Raw genomic sequence first — 15434 nt, 5'->3', positions numbered from 1 at the left:
CGGTTTCTCGGGGAGTGCCCCAGGGCAGATTCGAACTGCCGACACCCGCTTTAGGAGAGCGGTGCTCTATCCCCTGAGCTACTGGGGCGCACCGCAACAGTGTACCGTGCCGGGGCAGCGGCGTCGGAAACGAGGTAACCCGATGTAACTCAGTGTGCCGCGGGTTGTTCCCGCTTCGGGCCGACCGCCGGGGCGAGCAGCGGGAAGATCAGCACGGTGAGCGCTCCGCCGGCGACGAGGAGGGACGCCTCCTCCTGGCCGATGATGCCCGAGGACGTCGCTACCTCGGTGACCGCGACGATGATCGGCAGGCCGGTGGCCGAGTACAGCGACATCTCGAACTTCTCCCGCCAGCCCGACAACCCGGAACCCGTGTTGGTCCACAGTTCCCGCAGGAAGATGGGCATGCCGCGGGCGATGAAGATCGTCGGGACCATGGCGAGCACGAACCACGGCCGGTCGGCGATCACGCCGGTGTCGATGGCCATGCCCGAGGTCACGAAGAACACCGGGATGAAGACGCCGTAACCGATGGTCTCCAGCTGCTCCTCCAGGCCCGTGCGGTAGGTCTCCGGCACGATCTGGTGCAGGATGATGCCGGTGGCGAAGGCGCCGAGCACCACGTCCAGGTCGAAGACCGCGGCGACCGCCATCAGGACGGCGAGCATGAGAACGACCGAGCGGATCACGGTCTGGTTCGTCGAGCCGGCACCGTCGCGGATCGCCCAGCCGATCCACGGGGTGAGCGTCCGGACCGTCCTGGGCAGCAGCGCGACGACGATCGCGACGACGAAGAAGGCGGCGAGCACGGCGGCGCTGGCCCACGTCGTGCGGGCCGAGAGCAGGATCGCCATGGCGATGACCGGGGCGAGTTCGCCGATCGCGCCGTGGATCATCACGCTGTCGCCGACCCGGGTGCCGCTGAGACCGTTCTGCTTGAGGATGGGCATCAGCGTGCCCAGCGCGGTGGAGGTCAGGGCGATGCCGAGCACGACGGAGACGCCGATGTCCCCGGAGGTCAGCAGCATCGCCGCGCCGAAGCTGAGCACCAGGCACATCGGCCAGGTCAGCAGGGCGTGGCCACCCTGGCGGGACTTGAGCATGGACGGGTTGATCTCCATGCCGGCGAGCAGGAACAGGAAACCGAGGCCGAGTTCGCGCAGCAGGTCGACGGCTTCACCGTCCGTGGCGAGCTGGAAGCCGAAGGGGCCGATGACCAGTCCGAGGATGAGCAGGAAGACGACGGCGGGGACACGCTTTCCGGTGAGGAAGGCGAGAACGGGTGCGAGGAGTCCGGCTCCGGCGATCCAGGCGAAGGAGACGAGGGCGTCTGTCATGTAGCTGAGCCTACCGGGTGTTTTCTCTTGGCTGGCAACGGAAGTCGGGGGACATAAAACACCGCCGCCCCCTCCCCGTGTGGTGTGTGGGGAGGAGGCGGCGGTCGAGGTGGTGTGTGGTGTGTGAAGCGGTGGTGCGAGGTGTGGTGGATGCGGTGGAGTCGCTGGGAGGTGGGGCCTTAGTGCTCGACCACGGCCTCGACGCCGACGCCGGTGAGGGAGCGGACCTCCATCTCGGCCTGCAGCTCTTCCTTGTGGTCCGGCTTGCCGAGGTAGGTACCGACGATGCCGGCCAGGAAGCCGAGCGGGATGGAGATGATCGCCGGGTTGGTCAGGTCGATGAGCGACCAGTCGGAGTTGGCGAACATTGCGGTCTCGGTACCCGAGACGGAGTTGGAGAAGAACAGCACGACCAGGGAGGAGATGAGTCCCACGTAGATCGAGGAGACTGCGCCGGTGGTGTTGAAGCGCTTCCAGTACAGGGAGTACAGGATGGTCGGCAGGTTGGCGGAGGCGGCGATGCAGAAGGCCAGGGAGACCAGGAAGGCCACGTTCTGGTCCATCGCCAGGATGCCGAGGATGATCGAGGCGATGCCGATGACGACCACGGTGATCTTGGAGACGCGGACCTGCTCGGCTTCGCTGGACTTGCCGCCACGCAGCACCGCGTCGTAGAAGTCGTGGGCGACGGAGGCGGAGGCTGTGATGGCGAGGCCGGCGACCACGGCGAGCACGGTGGCGAAGGCGACCGCGGATATCAGTGCCATGAAGATCGATCCGCCGAGCTCGAGTGCCAGCAGCGGGGCTGCGGCGTTCGCGCCACCCGGGGCGTTCTGGATCCGGTCGACTCCGACGTAGGCGGCGGCGGCGTAGCCCAGGATCAGGGTCAGCAGGTAGAAGCCACCGATCAGGACGATGGCCCAGGTCACGGACTTGCGGGCCTCACGGGCGGTGGGCACCGTGTAGAAGCGCATCAGAACGTGGGGCAGGCCGGCGACACCGAGGCACAGCGCCATGGCCAGGGAGATGAAGTCGAGCTGGCCCATCAGGGAACCGCCGTACTTCAGTCCGGGCTCGAGGATACCTTCGGGGTTCTCGGTGCCGGCCTCGGCGTGGTTGTCGATGGCCATCTGCAGCAACTCGGAGAAGTTGCCCTTGACCATGACCATGATGATCACGGCCATGACGACCACACCGGTGCACAGCAGCACTGCCTTGATCATCTGCACGTAGGTGGTGCCCTTCATGCCGCCGATGAGCACGTAGGCGATCATCACGGCACCGACCACGGCGACCACGGCGGCCTGGGCGGGCTTCTCGTGGATGTCGAGCAGCACGGAGACCAGCGAGCCGGCGCCGGCCATCTGCGCGATCAGGTAGAACAGCGACACGAACAGCGTCGCGAAGGAGGCGGCCAGTCGGACCGGACGCTGCTTCAGGCGGAAGGACAGTACGTCGGCCATGGTGAACTTACCGGTGTTACGCAGCGGCTCGGCGACCAGCAGCATCGCGACGACCCAGGCGACGAAGAAGCCGATCGAGTAGAGGAATCCGTCGTAACCCTGCAATGCGATGGCACCGACGATGCCGAGGAAGGATGCCGCGGAGAGGTAGTCGCCGGCGATGGCGAGACCGTTCTGCGTACCGGAGAAGCTGGCGCCACCGGTGTAGAAGTCCTTGGCGGAGTCCTTCTGCTGGGACTTGCTGGCCCGGGTCACGATGTACATCGTGATCACGATGAAGCCGACGAAGATGGCGATGTTGAGGATGGGATTGCCCGTGTCCGACTGGGCGAGGAGATGTGTCTGCATGTTTTCTCTCAGTTCCGTGTCAGCGGGGCTTACGCCGGGGCGTTGCCGGTCTCGGCGAAGTCACCGGTGCGCTCGAGGCGGTCACGCAGTGCTGCGGTACGCGGCTCGAGCTCACGGTCGGCGAACTTCACGTAGGCGTAGGTGATGGCGAAGGTGGTCACGAACTGGAGCAGGCCCAGGATGATTCCGACGTTGATGTTGCCCCAGACCTTGCCGGCGAAGAGGTCGGGGGCAAACATGGCGAGCAGGACGTACGCTGCGAACCAGAGCAGCGCGCAGATCGTCACGGGGAAGGCGAAGCCACGCTGCTTTTTGCGGAGCTCCTGGAACTCGGGGCTCTTCTGCGCCTCGACGAACTCCTCGGGGGTCGGTGTGTGCCGGAGGTCGGGTGTCGACATCGGCTCCCTTTCTGTCAGTGATAATGGTCACAGCCGCGCTGTGGATGGGTGTCAAGTTACAGAACCCGACGAAGCCATTTCAAGGCCAAATGTGACTGGGCGGGGGCGATGAACGCAGTGCACCCCCGTTCGTCGTCCTGACATGCGCCTAAGCAGGAGACAAACGGGGGTGGGGGTCGGGAGGGGTACGTCGCAGATGTGCGGCAGGCCCTCCGTAAGTGTTTCCGAAAATATGTGCTTATGGGTGTGCGGTTCCGCTAACCGAGCTCGGCGAGCTTCGCCCGGACGTCGTCCGCAGGCGGGTTGGTGGCGTGCGTGCCGTCGGAGTACTTCACGGTGGGCACCACACGGTTGCCGTCGTTGACGGACTTGACCCACTCGCCGGCGTCCGGGTGCTCCTCGACGTCGATACGCTCGTACGGGGTGTCGGTGGCGTCCAGGTCAGCGGTGAGCTGCTTGCAGAAGGGGCACCAGGTGGTGGTGTACAGGGTGACGGACATGGGTTACTCCTTGATCGTTAGCGGTTCGTGTTCGTGTATTCGCAGATGCGGTAACGCAACGGGTCCTCGCCGGTCAGGGCGGTTCCCTTCGCCGACTCCAGCCAGGGGCCGTCGGCGACGGCGAAGGAGCCGTCCTCCAGCGTCGCACGCATGTCGGGGGCGGCGACGGTGAAGCGCTCCGGCGCCCCGCAGGCGATCTCGGTGACCACCACCCGGTCGGCGACCGGCAGGCACTGGCGGTAGATCTCCCCGCCACCGAGGATCCACACCGTGGGCACTGTGGACGCGTCCGCCCCGGCGACGCGGTAGGCGGCGGCGACGGCCTCCGGGATCGTCGCGCACACCGTCCCGCCCGGGGCGTCGTACGAGGTGTTGCGGGTGATCACCACGTTGTCGCGTCCGGGGAGGGGACGGAAGCGCGGGTCCAGGGCCTCCCACGAGATCCGGCCCATCACCACGGGTGCGCCCACGGTGGAGTTCTTGAAGTGTTCCAGGTCCTCCGGCAGGTACCAGGGCATGTCGGTGCCGTCGCCGATGATGTTGTCGGTGGTCTGCGCCCAGATCATCGCCACCTCGACGTCGTCCGGCAGCCCAGCGGCGCGCAGTGCGTCCCTGGTTAGTGCGGTATCGCTCATGGTGACTGTCTCGTCCTTCCTCACACCGCCACCGGGGCCTTGATGCCCGGGTGCGGGTCGTAACCGTCCACGGAAATGTCGTCGAAGGTGTAGCTGAACATGTCGTCCGCCTTCGTCAGCGACAGCGTGGGGTAGGGGCGCGCCTCCCGGCTGAGCTGGCGTTCCACCTGCTCCACGTGGTTGTCGTAGATGTGGCAGTCGCCACCGGTCCACACGAACTCGCCGACCTCCAGGCCCGCCTGCTGGGCGAACATGTGGGTCAGGATGGAGTAGCTGGCGATGTTGAACGGCACGCCCAGGAACATGTCCGCGCTGCGCTGGTAGAGCTGGCAGGACAGCTTCCCGTCGGCCACGTAGAGCTGGAACATCAGGTGGCACGGCGGCAGAGCCATGTCGTCGAGCTCGGAGACGTTCCACGCCGAGACGATGTTGCGCCGCGAGTCCGGGTTCCGCTTCAGCGTCTCCAACGCCGCGGCGATCTGGTCGACGTGTGCGCCGTCCGGGGTGGGCCAGCTGCGCCACTGGACGCCGTAGATGGGGCCCAGGTCGCCGTTGTCGTCGGCCCACTCGTCCCAGATGCTCACCCCGTGCTCGTGCAACCAGGACACGTTGGAGTCCCCGCGCAGGAACCAGAGCAGTTCACCCACGACGGACTTGAGGTGGACCTTCTTCGTGGTGATCAGCGGGAACCCCGCCGACAGGTCGTAGCGGATCTGGCGGCCGAACAGGCTGCGTGTGCCGGTGCCGGTGCGGTCGCCCTTGGCGGTGCCGTCGGCGAGGATCTCGGCCAGGAGATCCTCGTAGGGCGTGGAGATGGAGGAGGCGGAACTCATGGTGTCAAGAATAGGTGCCGGTGGCGCCGACGTCAGCACGCGGGTCATAACACCTTGCGCAGCGGCATCAGCGCGATCTCGGCGACACGGGACAGCGGGTGCTCGTCGCGCCAGGACGTGGAGTTGACCGTCTCGCAGTGCTCGATGTCGGCGGTGAAGATCTCCTCCAGCGTGGCCGCGAAGTCCTTGTCCGTCACCTCGATGTTCGTCTCGTAGTTGAAGGACAGCGACAGCCGGTCGATGTTCGCCGTACCCACCGTGGACCACTCGCCGTCGATGGTGGCGGTCTTCGCGTGGATCATCGTGGTGGCGTACAGGTGCAGGGTGATGCCGTGCTCCAGGATCTCGCCGTAGAACCCCCGGCTCACCCAGTCGGCGACCATGTGGTTGGACTCCTTGGGCACCATCAGGCGTACGTCCACCCCACGGTCGGACGCCCGGTAGAGCGCCTGCAGGATCTGCTGGTCCGGGATGAAGTAGGGCGTGGTGATCCAGATGTGGTCGCGGGCGCGCTCGATGGCGGTGAGGTACATGTTGCGCAGCGGGTACACCAGCTGCACCGGCAGGTTCGCCACGACCTGGATCCGGGAGTCCCAGCTGTCCGGGGCGGTCCAGGGGATGTCCCCGCCGTCCGGCCACTTCTGGTTCCACACCCGGGTGACCGCGTTGCGCAGCCCCCAGGTCTTCGGGCCGACCTGGCGCACGTGGGTGTCGCGCCAGTGCCCGGCGAACTCGGAGCCGATGTTGTAGCCGCCGACGAAGCCGGTGTGGTCGTCGACGACGAGGATCTTGGAATGGCACACCCCGGTGGTGCGTACCGGGGCGGTCCACAGTTTGCGGGTGACCACGGGCAGGCGGGCGACGTGGACCTTGTCGGAGAAGTTGCGGTAGAACGAGCGCGGCACCACGAGGTTGCCGAGGCCGTCGTAGATCACGTAGACGTCCACGCCACGGTCCGCGGCGGCGTTGAGTGCCTCGATGAAGGCCAGGCCGTCCTCGTCGGCCTTCCACATGTAGTTCTCCATGACGATGATGTCCTCGGCGGCGCCGATGGCGTCGACCATGTCGTCGTAGAGGCTGCGTCCGTCGGTGTAGACGGTCATCTCGGAGTCGCCGACGGTGGCGGAGAATGTGCCCGGACGTGGGGCCTCACGTTGCTTGCGGCCCTGGCGCCGGACGAGGTCGGCGGTGAGTGCGGGCAGGGCGGCGGCCGCGGCGAGGGCGGCGGCGCCGCTCAAGGCGAGGCCACCGTAGGTGGCGGCGGTGCGGGCGGAAGTCATCCCGCCCAGTGTAGAGAAGCCCGCGGAGCTACGCGGTTGTGTAGGAACCGTTCTCCGCGGTGAACCGGGCGGCGGCGGCGAGGATGTCCTCGGCCACGTCGGGACGGCAGATCAGTAGGTCGGGGAGGTAGGTGTCCTCGTTGTTGTAGACCAACGGGGAACCGTCGAGGCGGCTGCAGTGCAGGCCGGCGGCCTGGCACACGCCGACGGGGGCGGCGTTGTCCCACTCGTACTGGCCTCCGGCGTGGATGTAGGCGTCGTTGTCGCCGAGCAGGACGCTGATGGCCTTGGCGCCGCAGGAACCCATCGTCGTGAGCTCCGCGCCGAGCGACTCGGCGACGTAGGGGGCCACGTCCGGCGTGCTGTTGCGCGAGATCACGAAGCGGTTCGTCGGCGCCCCGGAGACCGCGCGGGACTCCGCGGAGGTGAACACCTGACCCAGGTCCGGCATGCCGACGGCGGAGACCGTGACGGTGCCCTTCACCGCCAGGGCGATGTGCACCGCCCAGTCCTGGCGCACACCGGCGTACTCGCGGGTGCCGTCCAGCGGGTCGATGATCCACACCCGGTCCTTGCCGAGGCGGGAGAGGTCGTCGGTGGCCTCCTCGGAGAGCACCGCGTCGTCCGGGCGGTGCAGCGCCAGGGACCGGGCGATCCAGTCCTGGGCGATCGCGTCACCGGCGGCACCCAGATCCCCGCCCCGCAGAAGTCCCACGTTGCGGACCCCTTTGAGGATCTCTCCGGTGCCCTGGGCAAGGCGACCGGCAAGGGTCTCGTCGTCGATGAAGCGCGTCATGGGAACCCATTGTAATCGCAGCGACGTGGAGTCATAGCGGAAAGTGTCGTGAAGTCTGCCGATGACGCCGGAGCAGGGCCTTTTGTGCGCCGGAAATTCCATGTCCGTGCCGCGTGGTTGACTGGTGGACATGACTGACGCCCCCGATCCGCTGGACCGTTTCTCCGCCCCGGTCGCCGCCTGGTTCCGTGAGGTGTTCAGCGAGCCCACGGTGGTCCAGTCACAGGCGTGGGACGCGATCAGCCGGGGCGACAACGCCCTCGTCGTCGCCCCGACGGGTTCGGGAAAGACGTTGGCGGCGTTCCTGTGGGCGCTGTCGAGGCTGACCTCGCAGGGGCTGATGAACAGGACGCAGGACGGTGCCGGCACGCGCGTGCTGTACATCTCCCCGCTGAAGGCGCTGGGTGTGGACGTGGAGCGCAACCTGCAGGTCCCGCTCGCCGGTATCGCGCGCACCGCCGCGGCGTCCGGCGCCGACATCGCCCCGGTGCGCGTGGGCGTGCGGTCCGGCGACACCCCGCAGGCCGAGCGGGCGAAGATGCTGCGCACCCCGCCGGACGTGCTGATCACCACCCCGGAGTCGCTGTACCTCATGCTCACCTCCAAGGCGGCCGGCACGTTGCGCGGGGTGGACACCGTCATCGTCGACGAGGTCCACGCCGTGGCGGGCACGAAACGCGGTACACACCTGGCACTGAGCCTGGAGCGGCTCGAGCAGCTCACCGAGGACCCCGTGCAGCGCATCGGGCTGTCGGCCACGGTGAACCCGGTGGACACCGTCGCCGCCTACCTCGGCGGGGACCGTCCGGTCACGGTGGTCAACCCGCCGACCACCAAGTTGTGGGACGTGCGGGTACGCAGCGTGGTCGAGGACTTCCGCGACCCGCCGGCGCTGGAGGACGTGGCGGCCGCGGCAGGGGAGGGCTCGGGAGATGACACGGACGTCACGGACGATGCAGTGCCGTTCGACGAGGCGCTGGCCGGCCCGTCGTTGATCGGCGAGGGCGTCGGTGGGGTCACCGAGGCAGGCAGCGGTTCGCGGGTGGCGTCCGGCGTGGACCGCGAGTCCGCGCTGCCGCAGCAGAAGTCCGTGTGGCCGCACGTGCAGCGGGCGATCTACGAACAGGTCATGGACAACCGGTCCACCTTGGTGTTCGTCAACGCCCGGCGTACCGCCGAGCGGCTCACCGGCGCGCTCAACGAGATGTGGGCCCTGGAGCACGACCCGGACTCGCTGGCCCCGCCCACGCGACGCGACCCCGCCCAGCTCATGGCGCAGTCCGGTGCGGTGCCCGGCGCCCCGCAGGTCATCGCCCGGGCGCACCACGGGTCGGTGTCCAAGGACGAGCGTGCCGACATCGAGGCGGCGCTGAAGGACGGCTCGCTGCGGTGCGTGGTGGCCACCTCGTCGCTGGAGCTCGGCATCGACATGGGGCTGGTCGACCATGTGGTGCAGGTCGGGGCGCCGCCGAGCGTGTCTTCGGCGGTGCAACGCTGCGGGCGCGCCGGGCACTCCGTGGGCGCGGTGTCACGCGCCACGATCTACCCGCTGCACCGGGCGGATGCCGAGGTGGCGACCGTGATCGTGGACCGGATGCTCGCCGGCGACCTGGAGCCGTTGCGGGTGGTGGCCAATGCGCTGGACGTGCTGGCGCAGCAGACCGTCGCCGTGGCGGCACAGGCGGCCGCCCAGGTAGGGGAGGGCGACGGCACAGTGGACGTGGAGGACTGGTTCCGCACCGTCCGGCGTGCCCACCCCTACGCCGCCCTGCCGCGCGAGGCCTTCGACGGGGTGCTGGAACTGGTCAGCGGCCGGTACCCGTCCACCGACTTCGCCGAGCTGCGTCCCAAGGTGGTCTACGACCCGGCCACCGGGGCCTTCGAGGCACGCCCCGGTGCCCAGCGCACCGCGGTGACCTCGGGCGGGACGATCCCCGACCGTGGCCTGTTCGGCGTCTTCCTCCCGGCCGACGGAGACGCGAACACCGGTGGCCGGCGTGTCGGCGAGCTCGACGAGGAGATGGTCTACGAGTCGCGGGTGGGCGACGTGTTCACCCTGGGGGCCTCGTCGTGGCGGATCGCCGAGATCACCCGTGACCAGGTCATCGTCACCCCGGCGGCCGGGCACACCGGGCGCCTGCCGTTCTGGGTCGGCGACGCCGAGGGCCGTCCCGCCGATCTCGCCCCGGTGCTCGGCGCCGCGCGTCGCGGTTGGGGCAAGGGGAAAGACGGAGACCTGCGCGGCTCGGACTTCCTCGACGACTACACCCGGCGCAACCTCGACGACTTCTACGCCGGCCAACGCGAGGCCACCCAGGTCGTGCCCGATGAACGCACGATCCTGATCGAACGCTTCCACGACGAGGTCGGCGACTGGCGCGTGGTCGTCCACACCCCCTGGGGCCGTTCGGTGAACGCGCCCTGGGCACTGGCGATCGGGGCGGAGCTGTCGCGGCGCTCCGGCATCGACGCGATGGCCGTCGCCGGCGACGACGGCATCGTCCTGCGCCTGCCCTACACCGAGGACGCTCCGGGCGCCGAGCTGCTCACCGGCGGGGCAGGTGGCGTGGCAGGTTCGGACGCCGCGCCGGTCGTCGCCGAGGTCACCGACGCGGTCGGGTCGTCCGCCCTGTTCGCCGGCCGTTTCCGCGAGTGCGCCGCACGCGCCCTCCTGCTGCCTCGGCGAAACCCGGGCAAACGGCAGCCGTTGTGGCAGCAACGCCAGCGCGCCGCCCAGCTGCTGGACGTCGCCCGCCCGCACCCGGAGTTCCCGATCATGGTGGAGACCATGCGCGAGTGCCTGCGCGACGTCTACGACCTGCCCGCCCTGGAGAAGGTCGTCGCCGCGGTGGGCACCCGTGCGATGCGCGTCGCCGAGATCACCACCGAGACTCCCTCGCCCTTCGCCGAGTCCCTGCTGTTCAGCTACACCGGGGCGTTCCTCTACGAAGGCGACTCCGCAGACCGGGCCGCCGCGCTGACCGTGGACCCCGCACTGCTCGCCGCGGTGCTGGGGGCACGTGGTGAGGGTCTGGTGCTCGACCCGGACGTGGTCGCCGAGGTCGTCGACTCGCTGCAGTGGCTGGCGGAGGGTCGCCGTGCCCGCACCGCAGAGCAGGTCGTGGACATGCTGCGCGCCCTGGGCCCGTTGGCGCCCGAGGAGGTGCGGCGGCGGGTGGACCCCGTCGAGGTGGAGACGGTGGTCGACCAGGTTCGGGACATGATCCCGCGGCGGGTGTGCGAGGTCAACGTCGGCGGCGTGCCACGGTGGGCGGTGGTGGAGGACGCCGCCCTGCTGCGCGACGGTCTCGGCATCCCCGTGCCGCCCGGCGTCGCCGCCGCGAGCGCGACGGTGGACGACGCGGTCGACCAGCTCGTCCTGCGCTGGGCGCGCACCCACGGTCCGTTCAGCGCCGCCGAGGTGGCCGCCGAGTTCGGGCTGGGCGTGGCCACCGCCGACTCGTTGGCCCGGCGGTGGGTCAGCGGTAGACGCCTGGAGTCCCATGAGGATAGGGGCGAGAACGAGTACGTGGACGCCGGCGTGCTGCGTCGGCTGCGCGCGGCCACACTGGCCAAGGCCCGTGGGGCACTGGAACCGGTGAGCGTGCAGACCTACGCCGCGGTGCTCGCCGACTGGCACGGCCTGGGTGTCGGGGAGCGCGAGGACCTGCCCGGGGTCATCGAACAGCTCGCCGGGGTCGCGTTGCCCGCCAGCGCCTGGGAGACCGTGGTGCTGCCCGCCCGCATCCCCGACTACCGCACCGGCGACCTGGACGACCTGGTGGCCGCAGGCGAGATCCTGGTGGTGGGGGCCGGGGCGACCTCGGCGACGGACCCGCGCATCATGCTGCTGCCCGCCGACCTGGCACCCCTGCTCGTGGAGGAGACGGGTACCGATGAAGCTGCAGATGCTTCGGAGGATCCTGTGGGGCCGGTGGCGTCGCTGGTGCGTGACCGCGTCGGCGGGGGAGGGGCGTTCCTCGCCGCGGAGATCGAACGCGGGCTGGGGGACAGCAGCGACCACGACGCGGTGGACTCCGCCATCTGGGAACTCTTCGACGCCGGCCTACTCATGCCGGACTCCTTCGCCCCGATCCGGGCACGGTTGGCCGGCACCGGGATCACCGACCGTGCCGGTGGTGGAGCCGGTGGTAGAGCCGGGGGGACCGGTTCAGGCGCGCACAAGGCACCGCGACGCAACCGCGGCCGGGGCACCACCCGACGACTGAGGATGGGGCGCAGCACCTTCGCCCAGACCGTCGCGTCTCAGGAGGTCCGCTCGCGCCGGGCGGCGATGAACGCGCACGCAGGGGTGCCCGGACGGTGGTCCCAGGTGCCCGTGGCAGAGGGCGCGGCGGCCGAACGCGCCATCGCCACCGGTGAGGCGTGGCTGGACCGATACGCCGTGGTGACCCGCGGCGCGGTGATGGCAGAGCACACCGAGGGCGGATTCGCAGCGGCCTACCGGATGCTCACCGCTTGGGAGGACAACGGCACCGTGCTGCGCGGCTACGTGGTCGACGGACTGGGCGGGGCACAGTTCGCCTCCCGGGAGGTCATCGACCAACTGCGCCGGGCAGAGGAGAACACCGACTCCGGCGACGGGGCGGCCGCCCCACGGCTGCTCGCGGCGTCCGACCCGGCGAACCCCTACGGTGCGGCGGTGCCCTGGCCGGACGTACCGGACGACGCACCGCGTCCGACCCGCGGCGCAGGCGCCCTGGTCGTCCTGCGCGACGGTCGGCTGCTGGCGCACCTGACCAGGGGCGGTCGCACGGTCATCGTGTTCACCCGGCCCGGACTGTCGGACGCTCCGACGCCGCTGGACCCCTGCGACGTGGCCGGCGTGGTTGCCGTCCTGTCCGATGCGGTGCAGGCGGGCAGGCTGTCGCCGGTGACCGTGGAGCGTGTCAACGGTGTGGACGTGATGGGTGTGGCGACCGGCGTGTGGACCGAGGCCGGCGCCCGGTTCACGCCGAAGGGGCTGGTGGTGCGGTGAGGTGGGCTGCCCTTATCGAGGGAGTTCGTAGGCGTAGCTCAGAGTGGAGAGGCTGTTGCTAGCCGGGATCCATGTGTCCCACCGCCGTTCGCGACCCACAGAGCACTCGTATCCCGTCGAGGTGTACTCCAAATTGATGTCATCGACGACGTATAGGGAAGTCGGGAACTCGCTCGCATGTGTCACTTCGTTCTTGGTGAGGATCACACTGTTTACGAACGTCGACGATCCTTTGACCTCTACGTGCAGATGATCGCCATCTTTGACGAAATCGAGGTCGTAGGGTTTCCCGGGAGAACCTACGAGAGTGTAACCATCCTTCTGGAAGGCGCGTATGGCAAGCTTCTCCGCGTACTTTTCGACGGCTTTGCGTCTAGCCGGATCAAACTCCCGAGAGAGTGAAGTACCTTCGGGAGCCTGATCCTCGAGTTCATCATCCACGGTCGTGGGATCTCCCTCGACCTGTTCGGATAGTCCGGAGATCGCGGTCAGGAGTTCGGGCGGAAACTCCACCAAGTACGTGGTGCATGCACCGTGTACCCAGTAGTTGTCAGAATCTGCATTGTTGATCTGAAACGGGAACTGAGAAAACTCGGGGTTCGCCCGGGTCGTCTCTCGTACGTCGAGCAGTTTATCTCCCTGCCTACGCAGATCATCGAGAGTTATGGGAATATGAAAATAGTAGAAGTCCCGGAGGGTTGTGCGGGCGCGTCCCTTCCTGGTCACTGGATCTGAATCGACGGTGGAGGCGCCCACGAGCGCCTTGTCCCACCAGTGCAGTATCCGGTCCCCGGTTCGAAGCTTCATGAGCCGGTGGTACGACGCTCGAGAGCTGGCCCCCTCGGTTGCCTTGTCTGCGTAGAGGTCTTCTCCAAGCCCCTCGTCGTGGCCTGTTCGTCGTATTTCCATGCAGACACTCGGTCGGCGTGCGGATGACATTTTCGTGGTTGACTTGGGCTGGGAGTCCTCGACATCGTTCGTATGGTTATTCATGAGCGAAACATATCATGGTATGAGTAACTCGATCGTGAAAACGGATCAGAGGTGCTGCTGGGCACGGTCCAGATGTGCGGTGATCGCGCTGGTCATGCGCTTGCGGCCGAATGCCTGCAGGACAGCGCGCCGGGTTTCGCCATCTGAGGCGTTCGGTGTGCGCGCGACGATGATGCGCCACGCATTGGCGATCTCGACCGGGCTGATGTCATCGAAGGGGCGGTCAGCCACGGAGTCATTCGGGCGGAACTCCCGCCAGCTTTCGGGGGTCATATCGGACGGCCAGACGAAGTCGTCCTCATCGACGGCGAGTCCAATCTGCCGAAGTTGGCGGGCGATCTGCTGCTTCTTCTTGGGACCGCACCGGGACATTCCGAATGACCTGGTCGTCAGTGTGATGAGCCGCTCGATACTGATGGGGCCCTCGAACTCAGCGATCTCGGCGGCGACTCCCCGCACCTGCATCTTGGCGGCCTTCTTGGGGAGATCGTCGATGACCTCGGAGCCACCGGCGGGTACGACCTCCCAACCCTCGAACTCGTAGCGCCCGTTGCCGATGGTTGGCGTGTTGGTCGGGTCAGCACCCTTGCTGTCGGTGCGGTGCAGGTCGTCGGCGCTGGGGGCCGTGTAGTCGTCCTTCCGTTTCATGGGCTGATCGGCAGGCTGCACGGTGGGGAGATCCGGGAGCGACACTGATGCTCGCGACGCCTCGCCGTGCGCCGCAACGTAGGCGGTGATGAGCCTGGTCCGTTCCTTCTCGAGGCTGTGTGCGGCCGCGGCATCACCGAGGGAATTCAGTAAGCGTGCGCCGAAGTCTGCGGTACGGATCGCGTCGAGGTCGGTGAGGATGTCGTTGTGTGCCCACCGGTTGCGAATGATGCGAAGCTCGCTGGCGACGGTACTGACCTGACGGAGCTGGTCGTCGAAGGGGTAGCCGAGTCGACCGAGCCTCTCGGTGAGCATGCGGAGCTGGGATTGCAGGTCGGTGCGCCTGTAGGCCCGCGCAGCGCGCCCGCGGGAGTGATCGAGTTCGGTCAGCAGGCTCGTCCACTCCCGTCCCCGGAGCCGGTCCTGCAGGTGCCCGGCGATGAGTGGATCGAGGCGATGGGCGAGAGTGGTAAGGATCTCCGAGACCACGACTGTCGGGGAGATTGTGGCGCGGGGAGACTCGGTCATGCGATTGATTGTGCCATCTCGTCGTTCTGGAAAAACGGGGCCTCGCAGTGTTCGCACTCTGCTGGTGGGGCTCGCGAAACTTCGGTCGCGTCAGCTGCTGAACAGGACGAGGGGAATGACGGCGATACCGTCCGGGCGGCAGTAGGCGTACTGGCCCGAGTAAAGAACAACGAGGTCGACGACGTCATCGGGGAACTGTTCGCGGAACCACAGCAGGTGCTCAACGTCGCCAGGGACTCGAAGAGTACCCCCAGCAGGTGCGAGCCCCGGGGCAGCGTTAGATCCCTGGCGCTGAGGCCTTGCAGGCGTAGCGCCAGGGTTGGATCCACCAACTGGTGCTTCGGGGCGAGCTGGGCAGCCTTCAATGGGTTGCGTACCGGGTTCCAGGCAGGAACCGGATCAAGGACCCAGATCTGGGAGAGCAGGTCGCGGTAATGCGCGGTGGTGTCCTTGCTCGGTTGGGAGCCGTCGCGGCCCGTCGTCGCGTCGAGGATTCTTGAGTAGGACGTCGGTGTCGACGACGCTGCGCCGTATGCCGCCAGCCAGCGACGAAGGGTTTCCGGTCGGCCTGCGGTATATCCGGCTCCCGGAAGGTCGCGATCCACGACCTGGCGAAGATAATTATCCAGGGCCTGGCTCCGCCGGCGCTCCGGAAGCGAGAGGATGCCAGGGAATC

At 67.9% G+C, this 15434-nt stretch carries 12 protein-coding genes and 1 tRNA gene; 1 reads left to right on the top strand and 12 read right to left on the bottom strand.

Going from position 1 to position 15434, the window contains the following annotated elements:
- Positions 1-15: 15 nt before the first annotated feature.
- The 9 genes from ACT3UN_RS11580 to ACT3UN_RS11540 all read right to left on the bottom strand — a co-directional run bounded on the left by ACT3UN_RS11580 (position 16) and on the right by ACT3UN_RS11540 (position 7590).
- Positions 16-88, bottom strand: a tRNA-Arg gene (locus ACT3UN_RS11580).
- A 61-nt stretch (positions 89-149) separates the two neighbouring features.
- Positions 150-1337: a cation:proton antiporter gene (locus tag ACT3UN_RS11575; protein ID WP_444657138.1), complete on the bottom strand. Its 1188-nt coding sequence runs from the start codon at positions 1335-1337 to the stop codon at positions 150-152.
- 179 nt (positions 1338-1516) lie between these two features.
- Positions 1517-3148, bottom strand: a complete 1632-nt coding sequence (locus ACT3UN_RS11570) for a solute symporter family protein (protein ID WP_301443499.1) — start codon at positions 3146-3148, stop codon at positions 1517-1519.
- Positions 3149-3177: 29 nt separating this feature from the next.
- Positions 3178-3546 (bottom strand): DUF485 domain-containing protein, encoded by a 369-nt coding sequence (locus ACT3UN_RS11565; RefSeq protein WP_301443498.1) that lies wholly within the window; start codon positions 3544-3546, stop codon positions 3178-3180.
- Positions 3547-3803: 257 nt separating this feature from the next.
- Positions 3804-4046: a mycoredoxin gene (locus tag ACT3UN_RS11560; protein WP_301442813.1), complete on the bottom strand. Its 243-nt coding sequence runs from the start codon at positions 4044-4046 to the stop codon at positions 3804-3806.
- Positions 4047-4063: 17 nt separating this feature from the next.
- The gene (locus tag ACT3UN_RS11555) at positions 4064-4681 is read right to left on the bottom strand and encodes a dihydrofolate reductase (protein WP_444657137.1); all 618 of its coding nucleotides are present in this window, start codon (positions 4679-4681) and stop codon (positions 4064-4066) included.
- A gap of 20 nt (positions 4682-4701) precedes the next feature.
- A complete protein-coding gene (locus ACT3UN_RS11550) occupies positions 4702-5514 on the bottom strand; it encodes a thymidylate synthase (protein WP_444657136.1) in 813 nt (270 codons plus the stop codon).
- A 44-nt stretch (positions 5515-5558) separates the two neighbouring features.
- Positions 5559-6794, bottom strand: coding sequence for a phospholipase D-like domain-containing protein (locus ACT3UN_RS11545; RefSeq protein WP_444657135.1), 1236 nt, complete (start codon positions 6792-6794; stop codon positions 5559-5561).
- A 28-nt stretch (positions 6795-6822) separates the two neighbouring features.
- A complete protein-coding gene (locus ACT3UN_RS11540; protein ID WP_301442809.1) occupies positions 6823-7590 on the bottom strand; it encodes a 3'(2'),5'-bisphosphate nucleotidase CysQ in 768 nt (255 codons plus the stop codon).
- A 130-nt stretch (positions 7591-7720) separates the two neighbouring features.
- Between ACT3UN_RS11540 and ACT3UN_RS11535 the strand changes: the two genes are divergently transcribed.
- Positions 7721-12589 (top strand): DEAD/DEAH box helicase, encoded by a 4869-nt coding sequence (locus ACT3UN_RS11535; protein ID WP_444657134.1) that lies wholly within the window; start codon positions 7721-7723, stop codon positions 12587-12589.
- A gap of 12 nt (positions 12590-12601) precedes the next feature.
- Here the strand turns inward: ACT3UN_RS11535 and ACT3UN_RS11530 are convergent, their stop codons facing one another.
- From ACT3UN_RS11530 to ACT3UN_RS11520, 3 genes are read right to left on the bottom strand one after another with little or no spacing between them, the layout of a single operon-like run.
- The gene (locus ACT3UN_RS11530; protein WP_444657133.1) at positions 12602-13582 is read right to left on the bottom strand and encodes a protein NO VEIN domain-containing protein; all 981 of its coding nucleotides are present in this window, start codon (positions 13580-13582) and stop codon (positions 12602-12604) included.
- Between the two features lie 45 nt (positions 13583-13627).
- Positions 13628-14758, bottom strand: coding sequence for a Swt1 family HEPN domain-containing protein (locus ACT3UN_RS11525; RefSeq protein ID WP_444657132.1), 1131 nt, complete (start codon positions 14756-14758; stop codon positions 13628-13630).
- A complete protein-coding gene (locus tag ACT3UN_RS11520; RefSeq protein ID WP_444657131.1) occupies positions 14755-15363 on the bottom strand; it encodes a DUF4143 domain-containing protein in 609 nt (202 codons plus the stop codon). The genes ACT3UN_RS11525 and ACT3UN_RS11520 overlap by 4 nt, the downstream gene beginning before the upstream one ends.
- Between the last annotated feature and the right edge of the window lie 71 nt (positions 15364-15434).

Source organism: Corynebacterium sp. AOP12-C2-36 (assembly GCF_052379185.1).
In the GTDB taxonomy this organism is placed as follows: domain Bacteria; phylum Actinomycetota; class Actinomycetes; order Mycobacteriales; family Mycobacteriaceae; genus Corynebacterium.
This window is presented reverse-complemented; position numbering and strand designations above follow the sequence as displayed.

Coding starts and splice junctions, on each gene's coding strand:
- ACT3UN_RS11540 (WP_301442809.1), bottom strand. CDS start 7,590: ATGACGCGCTTCATCGACGACGAGACCCTTGCCGGTCGCCTTGCCCAG.
- ACT3UN_RS11545 (WP_444657135.1), bottom strand. CDS start 6,794: ATGACTTCCGCCCGCACCGCCGCCACCTACGGTGGCCTCGCCTTGAGC.
- ACT3UN_RS11535 (WP_444657134.1), top strand. CDS start 7,721: ATGACTGACGCCCCCGATCCGCTGGACCGTTTCTCCGCCCCGGTCGCC.
- ACT3UN_RS11565 (WP_301443498.1), bottom strand. CDS start 3,546: ATGTCGACACCCGACCTCCGGCACACACCGACCCCCGAGGAGTTCGTC.
- ACT3UN_RS11550 (WP_444657136.1), bottom strand. CDS start 5,514: ATGAGTTCCGCCTCCTCCATCTCCACGCCCTACGAGGATCTCCTGGCC.
- ACT3UN_RS11560 (WP_301442813.1), bottom strand. CDS start 4,046: ATGTCCGTCACCCTGTACACCACCACCTGGTGCCCCTTCTGCAAGCAG.
- ACT3UN_RS11525 (WP_444657132.1), bottom strand. CDS start 14,758: ATGACCGAGTCTCCCCGCGCCACAATCTCCCCGACAGTCGTGGTCTCG.
- ACT3UN_RS11570 (WP_301443499.1), bottom strand. CDS start 3,148: ATGCAGACACATCTCCTCGCCCAGTCGGACACGGGCAATCCCATCCTC.
- ACT3UN_RS11530 (WP_444657133.1), bottom strand. CDS start 13,582: ATGAATAACCATACGAACGATGTCGAGGACTCCCAGCCCAAGTCAACC.
- ACT3UN_RS11555 (WP_444657137.1), bottom strand. CDS start 4,681: ATGAGCGATACCGCACTAACCAGGGACGCACTGCGCGCCGCTGGGCTG.
- ACT3UN_RS11575 (WP_444657138.1), bottom strand. CDS start 1,337: ATGACAGACGCCCTCGTCTCCTTCGCCTGGATCGCCGGAGCCGGACTC.